This is a genomic window from Alteromonas sp. ABH4_456 (genome assembly GCF_056160645.1).
In genome coordinates this window covers 33386-57379 of sequence record NZ_JBSWXO010000009.1, presented here as the reverse complement: position 1 = coordinate 57379, position 23994 = coordinate 33386, and the positions used below count along the sequence as shown (strand labels likewise).

The 23994-nt window shown below is 49.5% G+C and carries 21 protein-coding genes; 8 read left to right on the top strand and 13 right to left on the bottom strand.

Annotated elements, in window-relative coordinates:
- Window positions 1-9: 9 nt before the first annotated feature.
- Window positions 10-2493: an ATP-dependent helicase HrpB gene (gene hrpB, locus ACXAG2_RS14265; RefSeq protein ID WP_474867978.1), complete on the bottom strand. Its 2484-nt coding sequence runs from the start codon at window positions 2491-2493 to the stop codon at window positions 10-12.
- Window positions 2494-2897: 404 nt separating this feature from the next.
- On the opposite strand from hrpB, the gene ACXAG2_RS14260 reads away from it, so the two are divergent.
- The 4 genes from ACXAG2_RS14260 to ACXAG2_RS14245 all read left to right on the top strand — a co-directional run bounded on the left by ACXAG2_RS14260 (window position 2898) and on the right by ACXAG2_RS14245 (window position 7776).
- Window positions 2898-3890, top strand: coding sequence for a GGDEF domain-containing protein (locus ACXAG2_RS14260; protein ID WP_474868230.1), 993 nt, complete (start codon window positions 2898-2900; stop codon window positions 3888-3890).
- 46 nt (window positions 3891-3936) lie between these two features.
- On the top strand, window positions 3937-4539 hold the full coding sequence (gene thpR, locus ACXAG2_RS14255; RefSeq protein WP_474867976.1) for an RNA 2',3'-cyclic phosphodiesterase: 603 nt from the start codon (window positions 3937-3939) through the stop codon (window positions 4537-4539).
- A 91-nt stretch (window positions 4540-4630) separates the two neighbouring features.
- The gene (gene purU / locus ACXAG2_RS14250) at window positions 4631-5485 is read left to right on the top strand and encodes a formyltetrahydrofolate deformylase (RefSeq protein ID WP_119502805.1); all 855 of its coding nucleotides are present in this window, start codon (window positions 4631-4633) and stop codon (window positions 5483-5485) included.
- 107 nt (window positions 5486-5592) lie between these two features.
- Entirely contained in the window at window positions 5593-7776 is a 2184-nt protein-coding gene (locus tag ACXAG2_RS14245; protein ID WP_474867974.1) for a M3 family metallopeptidase, read from the top strand.
- Window positions 7777-7844: 68 nt separating this feature from the next.
- On the opposite strand, the gene ACXAG2_RS14240 is transcribed toward ACXAG2_RS14245, so the two are convergent.
- On the bottom strand, window positions 7845-8426 hold the full coding sequence (locus tag ACXAG2_RS14240; protein ID WP_474841571.1) for a hypothetical protein: 582 nt from the start codon (window positions 8424-8426) through the stop codon (window positions 7845-7847).
- A 152-nt stretch (window positions 8427-8578) separates the two neighbouring features.
- Window positions 8579-9418: an NHL repeat-containing protein gene (locus tag ACXAG2_RS14235; protein WP_474867971.1), complete on the bottom strand. Its 840-nt coding sequence runs from the start codon at window positions 9416-9418 to the stop codon at window positions 8579-8581.
- Window positions 9419-9624: 206 nt separating this feature from the next.
- Between ACXAG2_RS14235 and ACXAG2_RS14230 the strand changes: the two genes are divergently transcribed.
- Window positions 9625-11424, top strand: coding sequence for a cation:proton antiporter (locus tag ACXAG2_RS14230; RefSeq protein ID WP_474867969.1), 1800 nt, complete (start codon window positions 9625-9627; stop codon window positions 11422-11424).
- Window positions 11425-11697: 273 nt separating this feature from the next.
- Here the strand turns inward: ACXAG2_RS14230 and waaA are convergent, their stop codons facing one another.
- Window positions 11698-13005 (bottom strand): lipid IV(A) 3-deoxy-D-manno-octulosonic acid transferase, encoded by a 1308-nt coding sequence (waaA, locus tag ACXAG2_RS14225; RefSeq protein WP_474867966.1) that lies wholly within the window; start codon window positions 13003-13005, stop codon window positions 11698-11700.
- Between the two features lie 81 nt (window positions 13006-13086).
- On the opposite strand from waaA, the gene ACXAG2_RS14220 reads away from it, so the two are divergent.
- The 3 genes from ACXAG2_RS14220 (at window position 13087) to ACXAG2_RS14210 (ending at window position 16231) form a co-directional block, all read left to right on the top strand.
- Window positions 13087-14121, top strand: coding sequence for a glycosyltransferase family 9 protein (locus ACXAG2_RS14220; protein WP_474867964.1), 1035 nt, complete (start codon window positions 13087-13089; stop codon window positions 14119-14121).
- Entirely contained in the window at window positions 14100-15194 is a 1095-nt protein-coding gene (locus tag ACXAG2_RS14215; protein WP_474867961.1) for a glycosyltransferase family 4 protein, read from the top strand. Before ACXAG2_RS14220 ends, ACXAG2_RS14215 begins: the two co-directional genes overlap by 22 nt.
- 95 nt (window positions 15195-15289) lie before the next feature.
- Window positions 15290-16231: a bifunctional helix-turn-helix transcriptional regulator/GNAT family N-acetyltransferase gene (locus tag ACXAG2_RS14210; protein ID WP_474867959.1), complete on the top strand. Its 942-nt coding sequence runs from the start codon at window positions 15290-15292 to the stop codon at window positions 16229-16231.
- Between the two features lie 82 nt (window positions 16232-16313).
- Here ACXAG2_RS14210 and rplI read toward each other — a convergent pair whose 3' ends face one another.
- The 9 genes from rplI to ACXAG2_RS14165 form a co-directional block, all read right to left on the bottom strand.
- Window positions 16314-16766, bottom strand: a complete 453-nt coding sequence (gene rplI / locus ACXAG2_RS14205; protein ID WP_119502813.1) for a 50S ribosomal protein L9 — start codon at window positions 16764-16766, stop codon at window positions 16314-16316.
- A 20-nt stretch (window positions 16767-16786) separates the two neighbouring features.
- Window positions 16787-17017: a 30S ribosomal protein S18 gene (gene rpsR / locus ACXAG2_RS14200; RefSeq protein ID WP_070126454.1), complete on the bottom strand. Its 231-nt coding sequence runs from the start codon at window positions 17015-17017 to the stop codon at window positions 16787-16789.
- A gap of 11 nt (window positions 17018-17028) precedes the next feature.
- Window positions 17029-17427 (bottom strand): 30S ribosomal protein S6, encoded by a 399-nt coding sequence (gene rpsF, locus ACXAG2_RS14195; RefSeq protein WP_119502814.1) that lies wholly within the window; start codon window positions 17425-17427, stop codon window positions 17029-17031.
- A 169-nt stretch (window positions 17428-17596) separates the two neighbouring features.
- Window positions 17597-18367, bottom strand: a complete 771-nt coding sequence (locus tag ACXAG2_RS14190; RefSeq protein ID WP_119503512.1) for a 3-keto-disaccharide hydrolase — start codon at window positions 18365-18367, stop codon at window positions 17597-17599.
- A gap of 55 nt (window positions 18368-18422) precedes the next feature.
- The gene (locus ACXAG2_RS14185; protein ID WP_474867957.1) at window positions 18423-19040 is read right to left on the bottom strand and encodes a gluconate 2-dehydrogenase subunit 3 family protein; all 618 of its coding nucleotides are present in this window, start codon (window positions 19038-19040) and stop codon (window positions 18423-18425) included.
- Window positions 19041-19042: 2 nt separating this feature from the next.
- A complete protein-coding gene (locus ACXAG2_RS14180) occupies window positions 19043-20725 on the bottom strand; it encodes a GMC oxidoreductase (RefSeq protein WP_474867956.1) in 1683 nt (560 codons plus the stop codon).
- Between the two features lie 43 nt (window positions 20726-20768).
- Window positions 20769-21656: a hydroxypyruvate isomerase family protein gene (locus ACXAG2_RS14175; protein ID WP_119502818.1), complete on the bottom strand. Its 888-nt coding sequence runs from the start codon at window positions 21654-21656 to the stop codon at window positions 20769-20771.
- Entirely contained in the window at window positions 21649-22866 is a 1218-nt protein-coding gene (locus ACXAG2_RS14170) for a nucleoside permease (protein ID WP_181013638.1), read from the bottom strand. The genes ACXAG2_RS14175 and ACXAG2_RS14170 overlap by 8 nt, the downstream gene beginning before the upstream one ends.
- Window positions 22867-22915: 49 nt before the next feature.
- Window positions 22916-23971, bottom strand: coding sequence for a sugar phosphate isomerase/epimerase family protein (locus ACXAG2_RS14165; protein ID WP_119502820.1), 1056 nt, complete (start codon window positions 23969-23971; stop codon window positions 22916-22918).
- Window positions 23972-23994: the final 23 nt, after the last annotated feature.

Sequence of the window (23994 nt, the reverse complement as noted above, 5' to 3'; positions counted from 1 at the left end):
ACCACCCGTTTATTTTCTCGGCTTCATTGAACGTCCGGCTTCAGCTTCCATCGGATTATCAGGCCACCGGTGTTTCGGATATCGTCCTTTCATTTCTTTCTGCACAGCAAGATAACTACCCTGCCAGAAGCCGGCTAGATCCGATGTCGTTTGTACTGGTCTTCCCGCAGGAGACAGCAACTCCAGCGTAATGACTTTTGCGCCGTCTGCAACAGTGAACGTATCTGCACAACCAAACATTTCCTGCAGTCTGACCGGAAGCACGACTTCGCCGTTTGACCGGTAGACCAGTTTCCTTTTTTCACCGGAAGGCACGGTGATGCTCAGTGGCAAAGCATTGTCCATGGCGTGTTGCTGGCTCCAGGGGAGTGACTGGTGTAGCAGTGTCGCCCAGGACAGGCCGGCAAGTTGCTCCCAACTTTTAAACGAAGATAATCGTGCGGAAATATCACTACGGTCCAGAAGCGACAATGGTGACTCAGGGTCTTTCCATACCGGCGGGCTGTCGAAAGCTTGCGGTTGATGTAAGTCACACCCGCAGGCCATTTGATACCGGTACCACCATTGCCAGTCTTTTTCACTGAAAGGCCACGCGGATAACGGCAATCCTTCCAGCAACGATACCCAGGCCTCACCGCGAATGCGGGCCGGCACGTTAGTTGCCGGTTCACTGCTTAACACTATTTCATGGAAACCTTCGGTTTTGCGCGCTTCCATTTGCTTCTTCTGACTGTTGTACGTCACCGTATCTTTAAGTTTGAAAGCCTGCGAATATAACTGTCTTAATAAGGTTTCATTAACAGGTTCGGCCTGACGAATGATCACGTCAGAGCCGTTAACCTGCCCTTCCTTAACCACCAGCCAGTCAGACTTTTCAATCATGCCTTCAGGCAGAGCAGCACCCCGGCCATTGGCCAGCTTATAATCACTACCCTGCTTACGTTTCGCAACCCGCTCAGGAAAAGCCAGCGCGAGACACACTGCAACAGCTTCACCATTTAACTTCCGGGGCTTTGCTTTCAGTGAGATGCCAAGTGCAGATGCAAACCGCGAGGCCCTGGCTTTCAAACCGGATAACTGGGGTTCTGCCAGTTGTTCAAGCCAGGCTGATACGTGAAATTGCCGCTCAGAAGCTGAATGCTCTTCACAGGCAGCCGCCACATAACAGGCAACATCCTCCAGTTCAGGCAAACGCGTCTGCGCTCCGGCTTCTTTTGCCTTCACTAACATATTTGCCAGAGCCGGGGGCACCGATAATTTGTTAAGTCCGCGACCATGTGCTGTTAACGTACCATCGCGGTCTACGGCACCGGCTTGTTGCAGGCGGTGTAATGCTGCTGCAGATTGCGCCTGAGAAGGAGGCGTCAACATGCGCATATTATGCAATTCAGTTCCCCAGGCCAGCGCATCCAGAGTAAGCGGGGAGATATCTTCACGCAAAATTTGTGGCAGCGGGTATTTTGCCAGTCTGTCATGCTGCTCTTTCGGCCACATGCGATACACTTTCCCGGGCCCCAGGCGCCCTGCCCGTCCCTTGCGCTGAATAGCCGATGCCTGTGAAATCATCTGCGTATTCAGGCGGGTAAATCCGGTGGGAGGATGGTAATTAGCGACGTTTTCAAGACCGGCATCTATGACTACTTTAATGCCTTCAATCGTCAGGCTGGTTTCGGCAATATTAGTAGCAAGAATGATTTTTCTCATTCCCCGGCTATCCGGTAAAATAGCGGCAGTTTGCCGTTGTTTACTCAACGCGCCATACAGAGGATGCACCACATATTCAGATGCATTCAGTCGCTGCTCCAGCAAGGTGGCAACTTTGTTAATCGCGCCGGCGCCCGGTAAAAAAACGAGAATATCGCCGTCATCCTGTGCAAGGCTGAACTGAATTTGCCTGGTAACCTGCTCATGCAAAGTATGGCTTTGTACCTGACCGGTATAGATTTCCTCTACCTCAAACTGCCTGCCGGCAGATTTCAGCACCATGGCTTCGGGCATCAGCGTCAGTAATTCATCCACATCGAGAGTGGCAGACATCACCACCAGAGATAAATCTTCCCGCAACCCTTCCTGTACTTCCAGCGCCAGCGCAAGACCAAAGTCACTGTGAATACTGCGTTCGTGAAATTCGTCAAAGATGATTAAGTCAACACCTGCTAATTCCGGGTCCCTCTGGATACGGGCAGACAACACACCTTCTGTGACAATCTCCAGACGCGTTTGCTTACTGACCTTACTTTCACCGCGGATGCGGTAACCCACAGTCTGTCCGGTTTCCTCTCCGAGCAATGAAGCAAGGTAGGCAGCCAGATTGCGTACCACAACCCGCCGTGGTTGCAACATGACAATGCGCCCCGGAACATGCTCCAGCAGTGCCAAAGGCAGTACGGTAGATTTGCCCGCCCCGGGCGGTGCACCAACAATGACATTGCCGGCGGCAACAGCAGTTATCAGATCGGGGATCAGGCCTTCTGCAGGTAATTTACTTTGCATAACAAGAAAACAGGTTCAAAAGGTAATCTGGCAAGTATATACCTGTGCCCCGGAAGAAATACATAAAGTCATTGATATGTCAGCCACTTCCGTATAAATTTTAGACTGTAAGTGAACTGTTTTTATTTTCCGCATACAGTTTTGCTTTCATACATTCAAATTACGTATCAGATAAATGAAGTGAGTAAATGGAATTACAGACCATCATTATTTGTACGGCTATTGCCAGTATGACGTTATGTTTTACTATGGGCATGGCCTAGCAAAGTCATAAGGCATCAAACTATATCTTCCACTGGATGTGTGCCGGCGCCTGCTTTCTCGTCTCCAACCTTACTGCTTTTGTCTGCATTAAACTCGACGTACAAGGCCTGCTCCACCCGGGAATAGCGAATGTGTTATACATGGCAGGCCATGCCTTTATCACCTCAGGTATTGCCCTGTACATATACGGTAAAACACCGCCTTATCTGGCAACCGGTGTGGCGCTTTTCACCCTTCTGCTCCATCTGAGTCCGGATTTCAGAGGGCCGGTTGATGCCAGATTTATTATCCTGACTCCTGTAGTTGTGATGCTCAGTGGCGCATCCATTACCATGTTGTGGCACACCGCCATGCGTAAAAAGGGGAGATTCCTGTGGCCACTGCTAATCACAATCACCATTTTCGCCCTCCAGATGTTAATACGCACTGTGGCGTTACTCACTTCTCACGACGCACTGGCATTTACCGGTAACGACATATTTCAGATTGCAGGCTCGCTGGCCGTTATTACTTTTATTTCAATGCTGGCAGTGACATTAAATTACGTCATTAACGGCGAACATCAGCAAATGCTGAAAAGGCTCTCGGACACGGATTTTCTCACCGGCTGGCTGAACAGAAAAGCACTTGAGCCCTGCGCACTTTCATGCTTGGAAACAGCGCAGCGGACAGAACATACTTTCGGCATAATCATATTCGACGTTGATCACTTTAAAGCGATTAACGATAAATGGGGTCACCATGCCGGTGACGTTGCTCTGCAGCAAATTACATCGCGGGGAAAAGATATTGTCAGAGACGAAGACAACTGTTTCAGGATCGGCGGCGAAGAATTTCTGATTATTCTGACACGTTGTAATGCAGAACAATTGCAGCGGGTGAGTGAACGATTGCGGCAGTCTGTGGCAAGCCGGCCGGTGATGATGAACGATAAGCCAATGAATATTACAATCAGCATAGGCAGTGCGTTAATCATCAAGATGATTCAGGCTGGCAAGCGCTGTTTGACCGTGCTGACAAAGCACTTTACCAGTCAAAAGCAGAAGGCCGGAATACGGTCAGCATTTCCGAACCGGAGCATGCCGCTGAAGCATGGCAGTAAATTAACCCGGTTTACTTTGAATCCCCAGTAAGCCTGGTTTACTGTACGCTCTTCACAGAAAAACACGGGTTACTGCGATGCGTTCATTTATCGGTCTTGATCTTTCTTTGCAGGAGAAGCTCGCGCTTTCCGGCTGGCGGGAACGGGCTCTTCCGGCTGTAGCGCTCAGGAAAACAGGTGCCATTGTCGCTCACGGTCAGAAAGCCCCGCCTGCTGCGGTGCCACCGGAGAACTATCACCTCACGCTGGCATTTCTTGGCGACATCAACCAGAGACAGCATGAAGCACTGTTGCACGCACTGGACGACGTCGCTGCAGAACCTTTTTCTGTGACCCTCAACACCACCGGCGTGTGGGACGGACCTAAAATTTTATATGCGGGCCCTGATGAGCCGTGCCCGCCATTGATGCAGTTAGCTAAGTGTGTACGTAAAGCCGCCCGTGAAGCGGGAATACCGCTGGAAAACCGTGAATACAAACCTCATGTCACTGTTGTCAGGAAGGCCGGCAGCGACCAGCCTGCCCCTCTGTTGCCTCCGGATATCAAACTGCAATTCCGTGACTTTCACTTTTTTGAGTCTGTCTCTACGTCATCAGGTGTCCGCTACCCCGTGCGGCACTCCTGGTCTCTGGAGCCTGATATCTCCGTTCGCGAGCGATTGCGGCGGGGTCTGGTATGAGATATATCAATTGAGGCTTTACAGATGCCAATTGCATGGGTAAAACAACACACTGAATTCAACAACCTATTTGTCAGAGCCTTTACATCTCATGCAACAAACTTTTCGTCTTGTAATTGATTGTCCGGACCAGATTGGCCTTGTCGCCAGAGTTTCCCAGTTTCTTGCCGGTCACGGAGCCACTATCGTCGAGGCTAATCACCATACCGACCTGCAAACCGGCCGCTTTTTTATGCGCCATGAAATCGGGGCTGACTCAATCAAACTGGACTATGACGGGTTTGTAAAAGCGTTTACACCGGTTGCAGATGAATTCCGGATGAACTGGAAACTAACCGACTCCCGCGTAAAACAGCGTGTTGCTCTGCTGGCCAGCCTTGAATCCCACTGTCTGGTAGATTTGCTGCACCGCTGGCACACCGGCGAACTGCACTGCGACATTCCGGTGATCATCGGTAATCACCCGCAGATGAAACAGTTTGCTGACTGGTACAAAGTACCGTTCCATTGGGTGGATTTTAAAGCTCTGGGTAAAGAACAGGCGTTCTCGCAGATAGAAACGCTGATCAGCGAATACAAAATTGACCTCACAGTCCTTGCCCGATTCATGCAAATTCTGCCGGATACGTTGTGCACAAAGTTGCAGGGAAAAGCGATTAATATTCATCACAGCTTCCTGCCGTCTTTTGCCGGTGCAAGACCTTATCAGCAGGCCTATGATCGCGGTGTTAAGCTGATTGGAGCCACGTGCCACTACGTGACGAAGGATCTCGATGAAGGTCCTATCATTGAGCAGAGCGTAAAGCGTATCAGTCACAGCGATTCAGCCGCAGACATGGTCCGCAAAGGAAAAGATTGCGAAGTGACAGCGCTGGCCCACGGTGTGCGTTATCACCTGGAAGACCGGGTCATTATTCACCGCAACAAAACTGTGGTCTTCGCGTAAAGACCACAGTCCACCGTACCTGTCCGGAACCCGTCGTCGTTATATGGCCCTCAGCGCCGCATTCTTATACACTGAACCGCTGATAATAACGACGATGGAACTCTATAATGAAAAAATTTACCGCCTCGCTGACAGCGCTGGCTGTTGCGCTTACCCTCGGCGCATGTTCTGACCAGGCAGCCAACCAGGCTGCAACGACCTCACCGGATGCAAGTGCACAAACGCAGCAACAGTCTCCGGAATTTGACAATGTGTTACTGCAACCCTTCCCCGGGCCTTACGGCGGCGTTCCCCAGTTCGACAAAATGAAGGTTGAAGATGTTAAGCCAGCCCTGAGAAAAGGAATGGCACTTAACCTGGAGGAAATAGACGCCATTGCAAATAACCCTGAACCGCCTACGTTCGACAATACGATTGTCGCCATGGAACGTGCCGGCAGTGCACTGGACCGTGTATTCCGTTACTACGGTATTTTCAGCTCGAACAAATCCAGCCCTGAATTTCGGGATGTGCGGGCAGAAATGTCTCCGGAACTTTCCGCATTCTCAACAAAAATCACCCAAAATGAAGCGCTGTTTGAGCGTATTAAAGCGGTTTACGAAAGTGAAGAACTGAAATCGCTTACGCCCGAAGAACAACGTATTACGTGGATCACCTACAACAGCTTCGCCCGAAACGGCGCTACCCTGGATGGTGACGCAAAAGCACGCTATGCCGAAATCAACAAAGAGCTGGCTACGCTGTACAACCAGTTCTCAACGAATGTGCTGGCCGACGAAGAAAACTACGTGACTTACATCACCGCGGAGCAGCTGGGCGGCCTGCCGGAATCATTTGTAAAAGGTGCAGCCGCTGCTGCAAAAGAACGTGGTCAGGAAGGTAAGTATGCAATTACTAACACGCGCTCATCTATGGATCCTTTCCTCACTTACAGCACAGATCGGGCGCTTCGTGAGCAGGTGTGGAACACCTACTACAACCGTGGTGATAACGGCGATGAATATGATAACAATGACATCATCAAGCAAATCCTGACGTTACGTGACGAACGGGTCGAATTGTTGGGGTATGACAATTACGCCCAGTGGCGTTTAGAAGACCGTATGGCAAAAACACCTGAGAATGCCATGGATCTGATGATGAAAGTCTGGCCGGCAGCCATTGCCAGGGTAGACGAAGAAGTGGCAGACATGCAGGCTATCGCTGATGAAGAAGGCGCAGACATTACTATCAAGCCCTGGGATTACCGTTTTTATGCCGAAAAAGTACGTAAAGCTAAATACGACCTGGACTCAAACGAAGTAAAACAATATCTGCAACTGGATAAACTCCGTGAAGCGATGTTCTATGTCGCCGGTCGTCTGTTTAACTTTGACTTCACACCGGTTCCTGAAGGTTCGGTACCGGTTTTTCACCCTGATGTGAAGGTATGGGAAGTAAAAGACAAGGACAGCGGCAAACTGATTGGTCTCTGGTATCTCGATCCGTTCGCACGTCAGGGCAAACGCTCGGGAGCATGGGCAACCACATATCGCAGTTACACCACCTTTGACGGTGAAACCACTGTGCTGGCTTCTAACAATTCTAACTTCGTTAAAGGCCCTGAGGGCGAACCCACGCTAATTTCCTGGGATGACGCCAATACCTATTTCCACGAATTTGGTCATGCCCTGCATTTCCTGTCTTCAGATGTGGAATACCCCACGTCCCACTCCGGTGTCCGTGACTATACCGAGTTCCAGTCACAATTGCTGGAGCGCTGGCTTACCACTGATGAAGTCATCAATAACTACCTGGTGCATTACAAAACCGGCGAGCCGATTCCCGCTGAACTGGTAGAAAAAATTAAGAATGCATCCACCTTTAATTCCGGTTTCGGGACAACCGAATACATGGCTTCGGCAATCATGGATTTGCTGTATCACACCACCGATCCTGAGAAGATTGAGCCTGATGCCTTTGAACGGGATCAACTGAAGGCGCTGGATATGCCTGAAGAGATTGTGATGCGTCACCGCAGCACACAGTTCGGACATGTATTCTCCGGTGAAGGTTATGCAGCAGCGTACTATGGCTACATGTGGGCAGACGTTCTCTCTGCAGATGCAGCGGAAGCATTCGCAGAAGCCCCGGGCGGCTTTTACGATAAAGAATTATCGGCAAAGCTGGTGAAATATCTCTTTGCTGTCCGCAATGCAATGGATCCGGCCGAAGCTTACCGTCTGTTCCGTGGTCGCGATGCGCAAACAGATGCACTGATGCGTGCACGTGGTTTCCCGGTACCTGAGTAAACCACTTAATAACGAAAAAGGGGCGATTATGATAATCGCCCCTTTTTTATCAGCCTCTCAACACTGAATTAAAAGCTTACGCGGTAACCCAACTGCACCTGATTGTCGTAACTCTTGTCCTGAGACAAAGTGATATCTGATGTATCGCCGTGCCAGGTTTCTCTGCGAACAGCAAACGACATGGTGTGATTTTCTTCAGCACCTTCCGTTTCCAGATACACTGATACGGTGTTGCTGTCAGGCAGAGCGAAAGAGCCGCTTACCGGTAAATCAATATCATGAGCAGGACGCACGCCGGACGCTACCCCAACCCGGTAAGCTGGTTGTTCCCACCAGGTAATCAGTTCATACGCTCTCGACGTCACCCGTTGACTGAACACACCAAAGTCCATTACAGCGCGACCGTAAGACGCTACCGCTTCAAGATTAACTGTATCGCTGATTCTGGTTGCCAGACTCAGTTTGTAATCTTTCTGGCGGCAACCATTGAATCTGATTTTATTTTTCGACAGGGAAACGGAGATATCACCGGAGTAATCGAGTTTTTCTTCCAGCCAGGCTTCAGCCTGGTCACCAATAGAAGAACTGGCCAGACATACCTGAGGTGTCAGCAGGGCACAAAGTGCTAATGTGGTTACCTGTTTCAACATGGTTCTGCTCCGCTTTATTATCATTCTGCAAAGGGCTTACCTCAGCGAGTGATTAAAGTATAAGCAAACGGGCAGCTTTTTGGGTATATAAAACCATCCTCAATTAGTCTAACTATACCCAAAAAAATATCAGTGTGTTGATTTTATAGCCATTAATGAAATTTTAGCTTTGCGAGTTTTGCAGAGGTATAAGGCGTGCTTTCCTGTGAAATCCACACGTTACCGTCAGGACCGTAGCAAACACCTTCGACCTGCGCGAATTGTGAGAGAAAGTCGACTGTTTTCAGGTGATAGTCACCACTGACAGTGGCGATGAAAGGTTTAAACATGCCCAGGGCATTACTACGGTAACCGACGAGAACAAATTCCTGTGTATCACTGTTCCAGTCTGCGCCGGTGACAACGCCGGGAAGCCCGTCTACTGACGCAAATGGAGTAAGTGCTTGCTTAGCTTCTATATCCTGTAAGACGTAGACGTGTGACTGCTCCGTAGCCCAGCTTTTTGAAAACAGGATCAGTTTTCCATCCCGCATTGTCATGGCTTCACCATCATAATCGTGAGCGTAGGGAGCATTTTCCTGCGGCGTATTACCTGCGTAAGTAAAACGGCGCTTTACTGCTTCCTGCGCGGGGTCTGTACGGTTAATTTTATAGACGGTGAGTGATTTATGCTTACCGGCATTATTTCCGATGTCACCAATATAGAAATATTCATCGTCACCGGTAATGGCTTCCCAGTCACGGTTTTTTGCATCCAGCGTCACCCTTGCGGTCAGCGACCCATCCTGACTAAGGGTGAACAATTCCGGCTCATTGCCAGAGTCATTGATGGTGTAAATACTGTTGCTGTCGCAAAACAGACCCGATGTTTCCTTCAGCGCGTTATCCAGCGTATAGGTGGACAGCACCTCAACACCATGTTGTGGATCTGCTGACACACTGCAACCTGCCAGTAACAATAACGGGCTTAAAATGAAAACAATACGGTTCACTGATATTCTCTTTCTGCTGTAAATAAGGTTAATCTAAATAAAACAATGTGATATGCACAAGTTCAGACTACTATACCATTGTGACGATTATTTTTTGCAATGGCTAACGATAAATCTGCTTTGACCTGAGGTCAGTATAAAAGCCGGAAAATAATAAATATGCCGGGCATCAGCGGCATAGCTTCAACTTTAAGAAGGAACACCACGTGTCAGACCCGTTATTAAGCCTGGTCAGTGTCGGCCTGCTGTCTATATTCTGTCAGTTTCTGGCTTATAAAATACGCCTGCCAGCCATTTTACCTTTGCTGATAACCGGTATTATCGTTGGCCCGGTATTTGGCGTGCTCGACGCAGACGCACTGTTCGGGGATCTTTTGTTCCCTGTAGTGTCCCTGTCGGTGGCCATCATCCTGTTTGAAGGTTCGCTGACACTGAAATTCAGTGATATTGCGGGTCACGGCAATATGGTGAGAAACCTGTGCAGCGTTGGCGTGCTGGTCACCTGGGTGGTTGCAACCATCGCTGCCCATCTGAGCCTGGATTTATCCTGGCAGCTTGCAGCCCTGTTCGGTGCCATCGTGACCGTAACAGGCCCGACGGTCATTGTGCCGATGATCAGAACCGTCAGACCGAAAAGTAACATCGCTAACATATTGCGCTGGGAAGGCATTGTCATTGACCCTATCGGTGCGCTTCTGGCGGTGCTGGTTTACGAGTACATTGTGGCCTCTCAGGACACGGCGCTGGTACATACCCTGATGGCGTTTGGTAAGACGGTAGGTATGGGCACCGCCCTTGGTCTGGCCGCCGGCTACCTGCTTGGTCTGTCGCTACGTAAAGAACTGATCCCCCACTATCTGCAAAACACCGCCGTTCTCACCCTGATACTGGGTGTTTTTGCTATCTCTAATCATGTAGCCCATGAGTCAGGCCTGCTGGCGGTGACCATTGCCGGTATGGTACTGGCAAATATGAAAAATGTGGACGTGGAAGACATCCTGGAGTTTAAAGAAACCTTAAGTGTTCTTCTGATTTCCGGCCTGTTTATTATTCTTGCGTCACGGTTGAATCTCGACTCTGTGTTCGAGGTCGGCTCCGGCGTCATTGTGGTTCTGGTGGCCATTATGTTTATCGCCAGACCCCTTTCCGTACTGGCTTCCTCTGTGGGCACCGGACTAAACTGGCGTGAACTGGCACTGATCAGCTGGATAGCGCCCAGAGGGATTGTCGCAGCAGCCGTATCCGCACTGTTTTCTCTGAAGCTGGAGGAAATTGGCTATGAGGGCGCAGGGGTTATTGTTCCCATCGTCTTTGTGGTCATTATTACCACCGTCGTTGTGCAGAGTCTGTCATCTAAATCTGTGGCCAAACTTCTGAAGGTTCGTTCCCCTGCGCCAAACGGCTTTTTAATTTTCGGCGGCAGTAAGTTCAGCCGGATGCTGGCAAAGGAACTGAAAGCACATGATTTACCGGTTTGTATTGCCGATACCAACTGGGATGCCATTAAAGAAACCAGAATGATGGATATTCCGGCCTATTTCGGGAACCCCATGTCGGATCACGCAGCGCGAAGCCTGGATTTAGGTTTATTCGGTACTGTACTGATCATGTCCCCCTACAAACAACTTAACCCTATGATTGCTTATCATTTTGAGTACACCATGGGTAAAGATAAAGTGTGGGGCTTAACCAACAACGAACAAAGTGCACGGCCATCGCATCAGGTTAGCACCCAGTATGCGCAGAAATTGACACTGTTTGCTGAGGGAGTCACATACGGATACCTGGCTTCTGCTGTCTCTCATGATGCATCCGTGAAAACCACGCGGCTGAGCGAAGAATTTACTTTCGAAGATTATTCCGCAAGATACGGCGACAGAGCTATTCCGCTTATTGCTCTGGACGAGAACGGACGTTCTCATGCATTTTTGAATGGTAAAGATATTGCGCCGAAAGCAGGATGGAAATTAATCAGCTTGATTATACCGGAGAGTGAACCGGTTTGAGGCCAGAACGGCACCCTACCCTTGGGGCAGGGTGCCTCTCCCTGGAAATAACGTGTATTCAAGCGCTCCCCTCTATTATTATTATTGGATGCGTTGTTGTTTATTTTTTACTTGAGCTACACCGTCGGCGCTTATGAAAGCAATAGACAGACCAATTTTTGAAATGACATAGTTATCAGTACTTTATGCTTTTTACAGGGCATTTACCAACCATTGCCCACTGTTGACGCACCAACAGCACGCACCATTTCAATTCACATGCACCAAAAAGGCTCAAAGGGATGAACGGATGACTTCCAGTGTCTTCCCGGTCGCGCCGCGGTTTGCACTGATCACTGCAAATCCGGCCTCACCCGCCACACGGGCAGCATCGGGAGAGTCAAGCAACGTTTTACAACAGGCGGCGAGTTGCGTTGCATCTTCCACTATGCTGAGCGCACCACATTCTTGCAGGTACTGGCAAATAAGCGGATTGTTATAAACGTTGGGGCCCATGATTACAGGTAATTTCTGTGCAGCCGGCTCCAGGGCGTTGTGACCACCTTTATCCGCGAGACTGCCACCGACAAAGGCAATGGTGCCGAATGTGTACACCGTATTAAGCTTGCCCATTTCATCTACCAGCATGACATCAGTCTCACTGCTCATCTGTCCGCCCGGTGAAGCTGTGCGGTGGTAGTGCAACCCTGTTTGTTCCAGCAGATCCGCTACACGGGCAAACCGCTCCGGGTGCCTGGGTACAAGAATGAGTAATAAATCCGGAAATCCGGGCTTCAGGCTCTGATAAACATCAAGTAAGGCACTTTCCTCACCTTCATGAGTACTACCACCAACCAGTACCCGGCGGGAATTTTTCTCAAGACCGTAAAATGAATCACCGGCATCCGGTGCAGACATTGCCTGGTCGAACTTTATATTGTTAGTAAGTGTTAACTTTTCTTGTTTGATACCGAGAAACTGATAATTTTTAAAGTCTCTCAAACCCTGGGCACATACATGGGAAAGCTTGTGAAGCATGGGCTCAAACAGTATTTTCAGTTTCTTATATCGTCTGGCGGAGCGATCTGTCATGCGGGCGTTAATCACTACAACCGGAATGTCACGACGCCAGCAGCTGTGGATCAGATTAGGCCACAGCTCCACCTCAGTGATCAGCACCATTTTGGGCTTCACCCGCCGCAGCATACCCGCCATAGCCATGTGTAAATCGTACGGTAAATAGAAGTGGTGAACAGTATCTTTGAATATGGATCTGACCCGCGCCGAACCGGTGGGCGTGGTGGTGGTTATCGTCACCGGTGTTTCCGGTTCTTCTTTCATTAACTGCTTAATCAGCACAGACGCCGCAACCACCTCGCCTACCGACACACAGTGAAAAAGGTATCCTCCCGGTGCGGCCGGCGGACGTACAAAACCAAACCGCTCAAACCGGCGATGGTTATATTCTTTATTTCTTCTCTGCCCGCGAATGATGAGATTCAGAAAAGCGAACGGAACGATCAGCGCCAGAACTAGTGAATAAAACCAGCGAAACAACGTCTCACTGAGGCCGGGCCGGTATTGGTTTTTGCGGGCAGTCATACGTACTCTGCGTCCTTTCGTCATTAAACTGTCGTGAAGCTTTGTTTAACTAAAAATCAGTTTTCAATTATTGTGTTTGTTATGCCGGACAAGAGTCACAAGCCTGCTGTACTTCTGGTTAAACTAAGCGCCATCGGTGACATTGTAATGGCCTCGGGTTTGCCATCCAACATAAAATCCTCACTAAATGCTTCACGCATTGTATGGCTTACCGAAGCACCCTATGCCAATTTTATTGCTGCTCATCCTGATGTTGACCAGGTTATTCCCTGGCCGAAGAAAGAATGGTCAGCACTGGCAAAAAAAAAGCGCTGGTTGAGCCTCTGTCGTGCTGTAAGAGCATTTAAGACAGAACTGTCATTACATCACTTCGATATCGCTATAGATGCTCAGGGACTGCTTAAAAGCGCCTTTTTTTGCTGGTTGTCCGGCGCAGGCCGCCGCATAGGGTTTAAAAGCAAAGAGCACAGTCACTTACTACTGACAGAATCACTGAATAAACCGGACTCTTGTGACATCAGCTCGGAGTACAAAGCACTGGGGCGCTATCTTGGTGCAAATGACTTCACCATGACACTGCCCGCCTCCCCGCCGGCTGTGCGCCAGGCGCAGGATGCCCTTGCTGCCAGCGGTATCGGTGACGACTATATCGTTCTGTGTCCCTTCACTACCCGTCCTCAGAAACACTGGCCGGTACAGCACTGGAAAGATGTCATAACGTGGTTAAACAATCATGACAGTCTTCCGGTGATTATTGCCGGAGGGCCTGGCGATACGGATACAGCGTCAGAACTGGCTTCAGACAAAGAACATATATTCTCTTTGGCGGGACAACTGTCTCTTGCTGCCAGCGGGGCCATACTGGCAAATGCACGTGTTGTGGTTGGTGTGGATACCGGTTTGACTCACCTGGCGATTTGTCATCAGCGACCTGTTCTGGCCCTGTTCGGTTCCACCTGTCCGTATACGAAAACAGATAATCCGGATGCCACAGTATTGTACGAAAACTTACCTTGCGCCCCCTGTAAGCGTAAGCCGGTTTGCAACGGAGCCTATGACTGCATGCGGGCTATCACGCCACAAAAAGTCACCGCATGGCTGGAGAAGTGGCTGTGACGATAAAGGTGATGCATGTGGAACTTGGCAGACAGTTGTATGGCGGTGCCAAACAGGTTGAATATCTTATCAATGCATTGCCTGAAGACACCATTACCAGCCACCTGGTGTGCGCATCAGACAGTGCCATTTCTCACATCCCGGCGCCCGGCTGTATCAAGCATCCGGTCCCTTACTCCGGCGATGCGGATCTCAGGTTCCCTTTCCGCCTTTACCGGCTTATAAAAAGGTCTAAACCGGATATTCTGCACATTCACAGCCGCCGGGGTGCTGATGTGTGGGGCGGCCTGGTGAGTGCACTGTTCGGCATTCCGGCTGTATGTACCCGCAGAGTAGATAATAAAGAGTCTGCACTGGCTGCATTGAAGTACCGGCACTACAAAGCTGTCGTCAGTATCTCGCAAGGTGTACATGATGTGGTGTCACGGCATTGCAAACAGATCCTGCAGCCTGTGATCCACTCGGCAGTCGATCTGAATGACTTCCGCTACAGCAGGGACGCTGAGTGGTTTCGGGAAAAGTATGACATCCCTGCAAACCATAAGGTCATCGCAAACTTTGCCCAGCTTATCCCGAGGAAAGGTCAGAAAGATCTCATCATGGCCATGCAAGCTGTAATTGCCCGCAGACAGGATGTGACCTGCTTACTGTTCGGTAAAGGTAAACAACAGGCTGCGTATCAGCAACTGGCAGATGACTCCGGAGCCGGTAAAAATATCAGGCTGTGCGGGTTCACATCAGATGTTCCGCGTATTTTGCCAAATATTGATGTGATGGTTCACCCTGCTTATGCAGAAGGCCTTGGCATAATCCTTCTTCAGGCCGGGGCCTGTAAAGTCCCCATGATAAGCTGCCCTGTTGGCGGCATTCCGGAAATTATTCACAACGAAAAAACCGGCTTACTGGTTGAGCCGGGAGACCCGCCCGCACTGGCGCGGGAAATTCTTCGTCTGCTGGATAACCCGGCAGAAGCCCGGGTTCTGGGTGAAAACGCGTTTCATCATGTGCAGCAGCATTTCAGTATCGCCGCCATGGCGGATGCTTACACGGACCTTTATAAAAGTCTCGTATAGAGAGTTCTCTTGCAAATTACATCATTTCCCCTTGTCACATTATCCGTTGAGATCTAATATACGTAACTAGTTACGTATATTGTGGGGTTTAGGGAATGGGTGATGTTTTACAACTGGCAGGTGCAGCTGCACTGGGCAGCAGGTTCAGAAGATTGTCTGAAAAGCTGGTTGCGCAGGCCAGTGAAGTCTATAGAGCGTATAACGTTTCCATGGAACCAAGCTGGTTCCCTGTCATGTATAGTCTGATGCAGGAATCGCCGTTAAGTGTAAGTACCATTGCAGAAGTTACCGGCCAGTCTCACCCGTTTGTCAGTAAAACCACCGCTCAGATGAAAAGCGCAGGATTACTTGTCACCCGTCCTTCTGAGCAGGATAAGCGGGTGCAATTGCTTTCATTGTCAGATAAAGCTCTGACGATGCTACCGGTGCTTGAAAAGCAGATAGCCGACATCGGCAATGCCCTTAATTCAGCACTGAACGACGTGGCGCCGAACTTCCTTGAACAGCTGGGTGCCGTAGAAACCCTGCTGTCACAAACGTCTTTGCTGGGCCTGATAAAACAAAAGGCAACACGGGGATTCCGTGTGATTGACTATTCCCCTGAGCATCGTGATGCGTTTTACCAGCTCAATAAGCACTGGATAGAACGCTATTTCACCATGGAAAGCTCTGATCATGCCTCGCTGGGGGACCCCGAAAATTATATTCAGAAAAAAGGGGGCCATGTTTTGCTGGTGCAAAATCCTGCTGGTGATATTTGCGGAACGGTAGCACTGATAGCCATGGATGATGACTGCTATGAACTGGCTAAAATGGCTGTGGCAGACAGCGAACAGGGCAAAGGTTTGGGAGCACTCCTCGGGGAAGCTGCCATACAAAAGGCCCGGGATGCCGGAGCGAAGAAGCTTTACCTGGAAAGTAACAGGAAACTGGCACCGGCCATCAGCCTTTACCGCAAACTGGGGTTCAAAGAAGTGGATAAACCCACACCTTCACCCTACGCGCGGTGCGATATACAAATGCAGCTAATGCTGTAAGTTGATACGGGAAACATTTTAACGGGCATAAAAAAACCGCTGCAAGTGCAGCGGTTTTCAGTATTACTTAATCAACTGGCAATTAAGCTTCTGCAACAATAACAACCTTAACAGATGTCATTACTTCAGAGTGTAACTGCAGGTCGATGTCGTATTCGCCAGTTTCACGCAGTGTACCGGTAGGCAGTTTAACTTCTGCTTTAGATACTTCAACGCCGGCAGCAGTGATTGCTTCAGCGATGTCACGTGTACCGATTGAACCGAACAGTTTGCCTTCGTCACCAGCAGGAGCAGCGATAGTCACTTCACCCAGTTCAGCAACTTTAGCAGCACGAGCTTCAGCAGCAGACAACTGGTCAGCGATTTTCGCTTCCAGCTCTGCGCGGCGAGCTTCAAACTTTTCAACGTTAGCTTTAGTTGCAGGAACTGCTTTACCCTGTGGGAACAGGAAGTTACGCGCAAAACCAGCTTTAACGTTAACTGTATCGCCCAGACCACCAAGGTTAGCGATTTTGTCTAATAAGATGATTTCCATCTAAGTTACTCCTTCGCCAATTACTTGTTGTGTGAATCTGTGTACGGCAGCAGTGCTAAGAAACGCGCACGTTTAATAGCAGTAGACAGCTGACGCTGATACTTTGCACTGGTACCAGTGATACGGCTAGGAACGATTTTACCGCTCTCAGTGATGTAGTTTTTCAGTGTAGCAATATCTTTATAATCGATTTGCTCAACACCTTCTGCAGAAAAACGGCAGAACTTACGACGTCTGAAAAAACGAGCCATGATAGATCTCCTTACGCGTTGTCTTCAGTGGTTTCAGTTTTCTTTTCCGCGCGCTCACCGCGTGGAGCAGAATCGTCACGACGCTCACGACGTTCTTCCTTCATCATTGGAGAAGGTTCAGTCACAGCGTTCTTCGTGCGCATAACCAGGTTACGCAGGATCACATCGTTAAAGCGGAAAGCATTTTCCAGCTCGTCAACAGCTTCTGCAGTTGCTTCAGCGTTGATCAAAACGTAGTGTGCTTTGTGAAGCTTTTCGATTGGGTAAGCCAGTTGACGACGGCCCCAGTCTTCCAGACGATGGATTTGACCACCTTCTTGCTTCAGGATAGTGGTATAACGCTCGATCATACCAGGTACTTGTTCACTCTGATCAGGGTGAACCATAAATACGATTTCGTAATGACGCATTACACGCTCCTTACGGTTGTAGCCTCGACAGTACAGCCAAACTGTATAGAGACAAGGAACTAGATAGGTTTGATGGCTGTAAGGGCGCGCATTATATAGATCAATTGTTCACCAGACAAGCAAAAAAGCCGCGATAATTCGCGGCTTTGAAAGGTTAACACCGTAAAGCTTAACGGAAGTCCGTCAGAGTATTCTGGCCGATTTCTCGTACCCAGATATTACGGAAGCTCACAGGGTTACTGTGGTCCTGTAACTGAATAGGTGCACAACCATGCGCCTCATAAGAAGGTCCGCCAATCCATTCGGTCTTACCTAAGATTTCAGTGTGGTTTTGTACCAGCACACCGTTAATTAAAACGGTCAGGTAACCCGGTTTCACCAGTTCATCACCATCAAACTCAGGCGCATTAAAAATGATGTCGTAACTCTGCCACTCACCCGGCGGATTCACCGGGTTAACCAACGGGATAGCCTGCTTGTAGATACTGCCTGCCTGACCGTTGGGGTAAGTTTTATTGTTATAAGAGTCCAGAACCTGAACTTCATAACGCTGCTGCAGGAAAATACCTGAGTTGTTGCGCTGCTGGCTTTCCAACCCCTCAACATCCTCAGGCGTTTTCCACTCGGCATGCAGTTGCACGCTGCAGAAAGACTGCTTGCTGACAATGTCACCGGTTCCCGGTTTTACAGTTAGCGTGCCGTCTTCTACCGTCCACTTCGCTTCACCACCTTTCAGTGATTCAAAAGCGGATAAGTCAGTACCGTCAAACAGTACCACCGCATCAGAAGGTGCTTTACCCGGCGCGGTTTCAACCATAGCAGGAACAGGTTCCCACACTTCGGATTTAGCAGCTTGCTCTTCCGGACTCAGTTCCTTCGCCATTGACGCTGTTGACGCCAGTGACAGTGCTAAGCCGGAAAGCAATGTTGTTTTTGTCATCTTTTTCATTATGTGCCCTTAATATTGAAATGATGGTGTTGGTGAAAAGGCTACCTCAGGTAGCCCAGGCTCTGTCACCTTTCTTATAAGGGATATCTTCATATTTTGTCGGAATGGCAACGTAACGCAGTACTTTCGTCGAGCCAACTTCTGACGTGAAGAACGAGAACAGCACCAGTTGCTTGATCAGCGAGAAGTAATGAGGAGCAACCAGCTCTTCATCCCATGGCGCACCTGCATTCGGATTGCTCATGGCCACATCACCATAAATGCCTTTTTTAGCATTGTAAGCTTTGGCTTCTTCATCGAGGGCAGACAACAATTCCATTTTCTGCTCAGCAGACAACAGCAGGAAATCTTTGCCGTATTCTTTTTCAGCGCGTTTCTTCAGGGTTACCAGGCCTTCTTTGAAGGTTTTCTGCATAGTCGGGTGATAGCAGTCTGCTACCAGTACGGCCATACAGCTACCTACGTCGGCGTCTTTTGCTCCCGGTGTGTCGGTACGGGGAATGATGACTTCGCCTAATTCGTTGAAGAAGGCAACATCTTCCTTGCTGAAACCGGTGTCAGACAGCGGCACCACTGGCAGGTTTTCGTAAGCCAGCGCTTTGCCACCGACAAATGCAACACCTGTGGCAGCAGTGATGAATTTTAATAAATCACGACGGTTCATGGCTACAGGTTTCCTTTTTTCAGTTCGTCTACTGCAAAGTCTGCGGCACGGGCAGTCATTGCCATGTAGGTCAGAGACGGGTTAACACACGATGCTGAAGTCATTGCTGCACCATCGGTCACAAATACGTTTGGTGCATCCCAAACCTGGTTGTGCTTGTTAAGTACTGAACTCTTCGGATCGCGACCCATACGTGCAGTACCCATTTCGTGAATACCCATACCTGGTGCGTAGTCCACGTCGTAGCCTTGAACGTTCTTAAGGCCCGCCGCTTCAAACATCTCAACCGCATCCTGTTGCATGTCTTTACGCATTTTGTATTCGTTCTCACGAATTTTAACGTCCATGGTCAGTACCGGCAGACCCCATTTATCTTTCTTGTTCTTATCAAGGAAGATACGGTTGTCGTGATGCGGCAGCATTTCACCGAACGCTGTCATACCAATAGTCCAGTCACCCGGCTCAGACATCGCATCTTTCAGGTTAGACCCCAGACCAAGTTCGGCGATGTCTTTACGCCAGCCACCACGACTTGCAGAACCCTGATAACCGAAGCCACGTACGTAATCACGCTTGTCGCCGTCCCAGTTACGGAAACGGGGCACATAGAAACCAGCCGGACGACGGCCGAAGTAATAGCTGTCTTCGTACCCTTCAACACTGGCGCTTGCGCCTACGCGGAAGTGGTGGTCCATGACGTTGTGACCCAGTTCGCCGGAGCTGCTGCCCAGACCGCCTTCCCACACATCCGTTGCTGAGTTCATCAGCAGCCATGCAGAGTTAAAGGCAGAGGCGTTTACGAATACAATTTTACTGTTGAACTCGTAAGTCTCGTTAGTTTCAGCATCAATGATTTCAACACCGGTTGCACGCTTCTTATCTTTGTCGTATTTGATTTCTTTTACGATGGAGAAAGGACGCACTGTCAGGTTACCGGTTGCCATTGCTGCCGGCAGCGTAGAAGACTGCGTTGAGAAATAGCCGCCAAACGGACAGCCTAACCAGCACTTGTTACGGAACTGACAACCCACACGGATATCATTAATCCCCTGGGTAATGTTTGCAGAACGTGAGTGGATGAAATGACGTGAACCACCAAACGCTTTCTTAACGCGGGCAGCAACGTCTTTCTCAACCGCATTCAGCGGAATAGGAGGCATGAAGTGACCGTCAGGCAGTACGCTCAGGCCTTCACGGGTACCACTGATACCCGCATATTTTTCAACGTAGTCATACCATGGCGACAGGTCTTCATAACGAATTGGCCAGTCAACGGCGATACCTTCTTTGCCGTTAGCCATGAAATCTTCCGGATTCAGACGGTAGCTCTGACGTCCCCATAACAGTGAACGTCCGCCCATTTGGTAGGCGCGGTACCAGTCAAAGCGTTCTTTTTCAATGTATGGCGCTTCCTGCTCATTAGCCCACATGCCAAGCGTCATTTCATTCAGCGGGTAATCGCGGGAAAGTGCAGGATAAACTTCTTTCATGTCCTGCGTAGCCAGGCCCCGGTGAGGATAGTCCCAGCTTTCTTTATGCGCATTAATATAATCTTTAACGTGCTCAATATTTCGGCCACGTTCCAGCATGAGTACTTTAAGGCCTTTCTCGGTCAGTTCTTTGGCAGCCCAGCCGCCACTGATCCCCGATCCGACAACGATCGCATCATAGTTATTACTTGCCATGTTTTGTCCCCTTAAACACGTCCGGCAAAAGCGTTTCTACTGATCAGACATCACAAATGCGGATCGCCTGGTTAAGCGACTTCAGTTTGCCTGCCTTACTGTCTGGAGTTGGAATAAATTCCTGGGCCAGATACCCGTCAAACGGTAAATCCTTAATCGCTTTCGCAATGGCCGGATAATACAGTTCCTGAGAGTCATCAATCTCGTGACGCCCCGGCACACCCGCTGTGTGGTAATGCCCGAAATACTGATGGTTGTCACGTATGGTGCGAATGATGTCACCCTCGCTTATCTGCATATGGTAGATGTCGTACAGCAATTTAAAATGCGCTGATCCCAGCCGGCGACACAGCTCGATACCCCAGGCTGAATTGTCGGCCATGTAATCAGGATGATTGACCTTGCTGTTAAACAGTTCCATTTGCAGCACTACCCCGTGCTTTTCAGCATGAGGCAGAATTTGTGATAGCCCTTTAACGGCATTTTTCAGTCCGGTTTCGTTGTCCATACCCCGTTTGTTACCACTAAAACAAATGAGGTTGGTGTAACCGGCTGCCGCCACTTTCTCTATATGCGGAATGTAACGTTCGATGAGCGCTTCATGAAAACGGTCATCACACCAACCGTCTTCAAGGTTCAGTTCAGCACCATTACACATAGAGCAATGCACGCCATGTTTCTTAAGGATATGCCACTCATCAGGACCCACTAAGTCGATTGCTGAAAAGCCCATATCTTTAATGGCAAGGCATAGCTCCTCTAAAGAAAGATCCGGAAATGTCCAACGCGCCACTGCGTGTTTGATATTTCCTTTGAGGGCGGCATGCTGGCTTGTGCCAGCATGCGCATGAAGAGATAAAGCACTGGTCGCTGTCAGCCCAACCCCTGACAGCGCCAGCCCTTTAAGCACCGCTCTACGCGAATTACGCATCGGTGGAAACCTTCTCGTCTTTGAACAGGATGAAGAAAAGTACCAGTACGACAGCCGCGAACCCTGCAGGGAACAACCAGATGCTGCTCCAGTCCGCTCCGGCTTCTGATGTGTAAGTGTCGGTGATCTTACCTGCAACCCAGAAACCAATCAGCATACCCACACCATAGGTGGCTAATGTGATGAGGCCCTGCGCCGCACTTTTGATTTTTTCACCGGCTTTAGCATCGGTATAAATCTGTCCGGATACGAAGAAGAAATCGTAACAAATACCGTGCAGTGCAATACCGATTAATAATAAGAACATACCGCCGTCAGCATCACCGTAAGCGAACATCACATAACGCAGTACCCACGCCAGCATACCCAGCAATAACGTTGCCTTGATGCCGAAACGGTTCAGGAATACCGGCAGTGCCAGAATGAACAATGCTTCTGAAACCTGACCCAGCGCCATTTTACCCGTCGGATTTTCCACGCCGATGCCGGCCAGGAATGGGTTCGCATTCTGATAGTAGAACGCCAGCGGAATACAAATCAGTACCGAAGACAGGAAGAACACCAGGAAGCTGCGGCTTTTAAGCAGTGTCAGTGCATCCAGACCCAGCATTTCACCCAGACTTGCCGAAGCTGTACCTTTCGCTTTAGGTGGTGTTGCAGGTAACGTGAAGCTGAAGATACCCAGAATTAATGAGCCAATGGCAGAAAGCGCAAAGGTGTTACGCAGTGCGCCTTCAGAAATGCCGCTGGCAGAATCCCATGAGAACACATAGCTGATCACCAGACCGGCTAAAATCCAACCTATGGTTCCCCAAACACGTACTTTACCGAATTGTTTTGACGGGTCAGTCATCTGGCCGAATGATACCGAGTTAACCAGCGCCAGCGTCGGCATATAAGCAATCATGTAACCCAGTACATAGGGATAAAATGATGCAAAGTCAGTCGAGACGTACATCATGTACATCAGTGCTGCGCCAATCAGGTGAAGCACACCCAGAATACGTTCTGCATTAAAGAAACGGTCAGCGATTAAGCCAACGATGAAAGGCGCAATAATCGCACCCCAGGACTGGGTAGAAAACGCCATACCGATTTCACTACCGGAAGCGCCCAGTGTTTGCCCCATGAAGGTACCTAAGGTCACAAACCAGCCACCCCAGATAAAAAACTGGAGAAACATCATAATGCTCAGGCGGGTCATTATCATTTTTATATCCTCTTACTACTTCGGGGCCTTTTGGCCCCGGGCATTATTATTATTTGTCCAGACCCAGGATCCGGCGGTTTCTTTCTGTGCTGCTGCCAGCACCGGCAAAGTCATCGAACGCAACTTTAGTTGGCTCAATAATGTGAGATGCGATAAATGGTGCACCTTCAGCTGCACCCTGCGCAGAATCTTTCAGACAGCATTCCCACTCAAGCACTGCCCAGCCTTCAAAACCGTACTGGGTAAGCTTAGTAAAGATGCTCTTGAAATCTACCTGGCCGTCGCCCAGTGAACGGAAGCGTCCCGGACGGTCTACCCAACCCTGGTAACCACCGTATACGCCGCTTCTGCCATTTGGCAGGAACTCAGCATCTTTTACATGGAACATTTTGATGCGGTCGTGGTAACGGTCGATAAAGTCCAGGTAATCCAGTTGTTGCAGCACGAAGTGGCTGGGATCGAACAGAATGTTTGCGCGGGGGTGATCGTCAACTTCCTGCAGGAAACGCTCAAATGTTGCACCGTCGTGTAAGTCTTCACCCGGGTGGATTTCGTAGCACAAATCAACACCAGCTTCTTCGAATGCATCCAGAATAGGTCTCCAGCGGTTACCCAGTTCTTTGAAGCCTTCGTCAACAAGACCGGCAGGACGTTGCGGCCACGGGTAGACCAGATGCCACATCAGTGCACCGGAGAAAGTCACGTGTGCTTTCAGGCCAAGACGTTTACTGGCTTTTGCTGCCAGCATCAGCTGATTGATTGCCCATTCAGTACGCTCTTTCGGCTTACCGTGTAAATGCTCAGGCGCGAAGTTATCGAATAACTCATCGTAAGCAGGGTGAACAGCCACCAGTTGTCCCTGCAAATGTGTAGACAGCTCGGTAATTTCAACACCGGCTTCAGCACACATGGCTTTTACTTTGTCGCAGTATTCCTGACTTTCTGCGGCAATTTCTAAATCAAATAATTTGGGGTCAGTTGGCACCTGAATGCCCTTGTAGCCCAGTGAAGCGGCCCACTTTGCCATCCCTTCCAGGGTATCGAACGGCGCTTTGTCACCTGCAAATTGCGCTAAAAAAATCGCAGGGCCTTTAATTGCTGCCATGGTAATCTCCTAAATTCTGTAAA

Bases quoted from the DNA above. Each gene is read 5' to 3' on its own strand.
- rplI (WP_119502813.1), bottom strand. From the start codon at position 16,766: ATGGAAATCATCTTATTAGACAAAATCGCTAACCTTGGTGGTCTGGGC.
- hrpB (WP_474867978.1), bottom strand. From the start codon at position 2,493: ATGCAAAGTAAATTACCTGCAGAAGGCCTGATCCCCGATCTGATAACT.
- ACXAG2_RS14220 (WP_474867964.1), top strand. From the start codon at position 13,087: ATGCCGGACAAGAGTCACAAGCCTGCTGTACTTCTGGTTAAACTAAGC.
- ACXAG2_RS14170 (WP_181013638.1), bottom strand. From the start codon at position 22,866: ATGATAATGACCCGCCTGAGCATTATGATGTTTCTCCAGTTTTTTATC.
- purU (WP_119502805.1), top strand. From the start codon at position 4,631: ATGCAACAAACTTTTCGTCTTGTAATTGATTGTCCGGACCAGATTGGC.
- ACXAG2_RS14175 (WP_119502818.1), bottom strand. From the start codon at position 21,656: ATGCGTAATTCGCGTAGAGCGGTGCTTAAAGGGCTGGCGCTGTCAGGG.
- ACXAG2_RS14165 (WP_119502820.1), bottom strand. From the start codon at position 23,971: ATGGCAGCAATTAAAGGCCCTGCGATTTTTTTAGCGCAATTTGCAGGT.
- waaA (WP_474867966.1), bottom strand. From the start codon at position 13,005: ATGACTGCCCGCAAAAACCAATACCGGCCCGGCCTCAGTGAGACGTTG.
- ACXAG2_RS14185 (WP_474867957.1), bottom strand. From the start codon at position 19,040: ATGAACCGTCGTGATTTATTAAAATTCATCACTGCTGCCACAGGTGTT.
- ACXAG2_RS14180 (WP_474867956.1), bottom strand. From the start codon at position 20,725: ATGGCAAGTAATAACTATGATGCGATCGTTGTCGGATCGGGGATCAGT.
- ACXAG2_RS14245 (WP_474867974.1), top strand. From the start codon at position 5,593: ATGAAAAAATTTACCGCCTCGCTGACAGCGCTGGCTGTTGCGCTTACC.
- rpsR (WP_070126454.1), bottom strand. From the start codon at position 17,017: ATGGCTCGTTTTTTCAGACGTCGTAAGTTCTGCCGTTTTTCTGCAGAA.
- ACXAG2_RS14215 (WP_474867961.1), top strand. From the start codon at position 14,100: ATGGCTGGAGAAGTGGCTGTGACGATAAAGGTGATGCATGTGGAACTT.
- rpsF (WP_119502814.1), bottom strand. From the start codon at position 17,427: ATGCGTCATTACGAAATCGTATTTATGGTTCACCCTGATCAGAGTGAA.
- ACXAG2_RS14210 (WP_474867959.1), top strand. From the start codon at position 15,290: ATGGGTGATGTTTTACAACTGGCAGGTGCAGCTGCACTGGGCAGCAGG.
- ACXAG2_RS14240 (WP_474841571.1), bottom strand. From the start codon at position 8,426: ATGTTGAAACAGGTAACCACATTAGCACTTTGTGCCCTGCTGACACCT.
- ACXAG2_RS14260 (WP_474868230.1), top strand. From the start codon at position 2,898: ATGGCAGGCCATGCCTTTATCACCTCAGGTATTGCCCTGTACATATAC.
- ACXAG2_RS14190 (WP_119503512.1), bottom strand. From the start codon at position 18,367: ATGACAAAAACAACATTGCTTTCCGGCTTAGCACTGTCACTGGCGTCA.
- thpR (WP_474867976.1), top strand. From the start codon at position 3,937: ATGCGTTCATTTATCGGTCTTGATCTTTCTTTGCAGGAGAAGCTCGCG.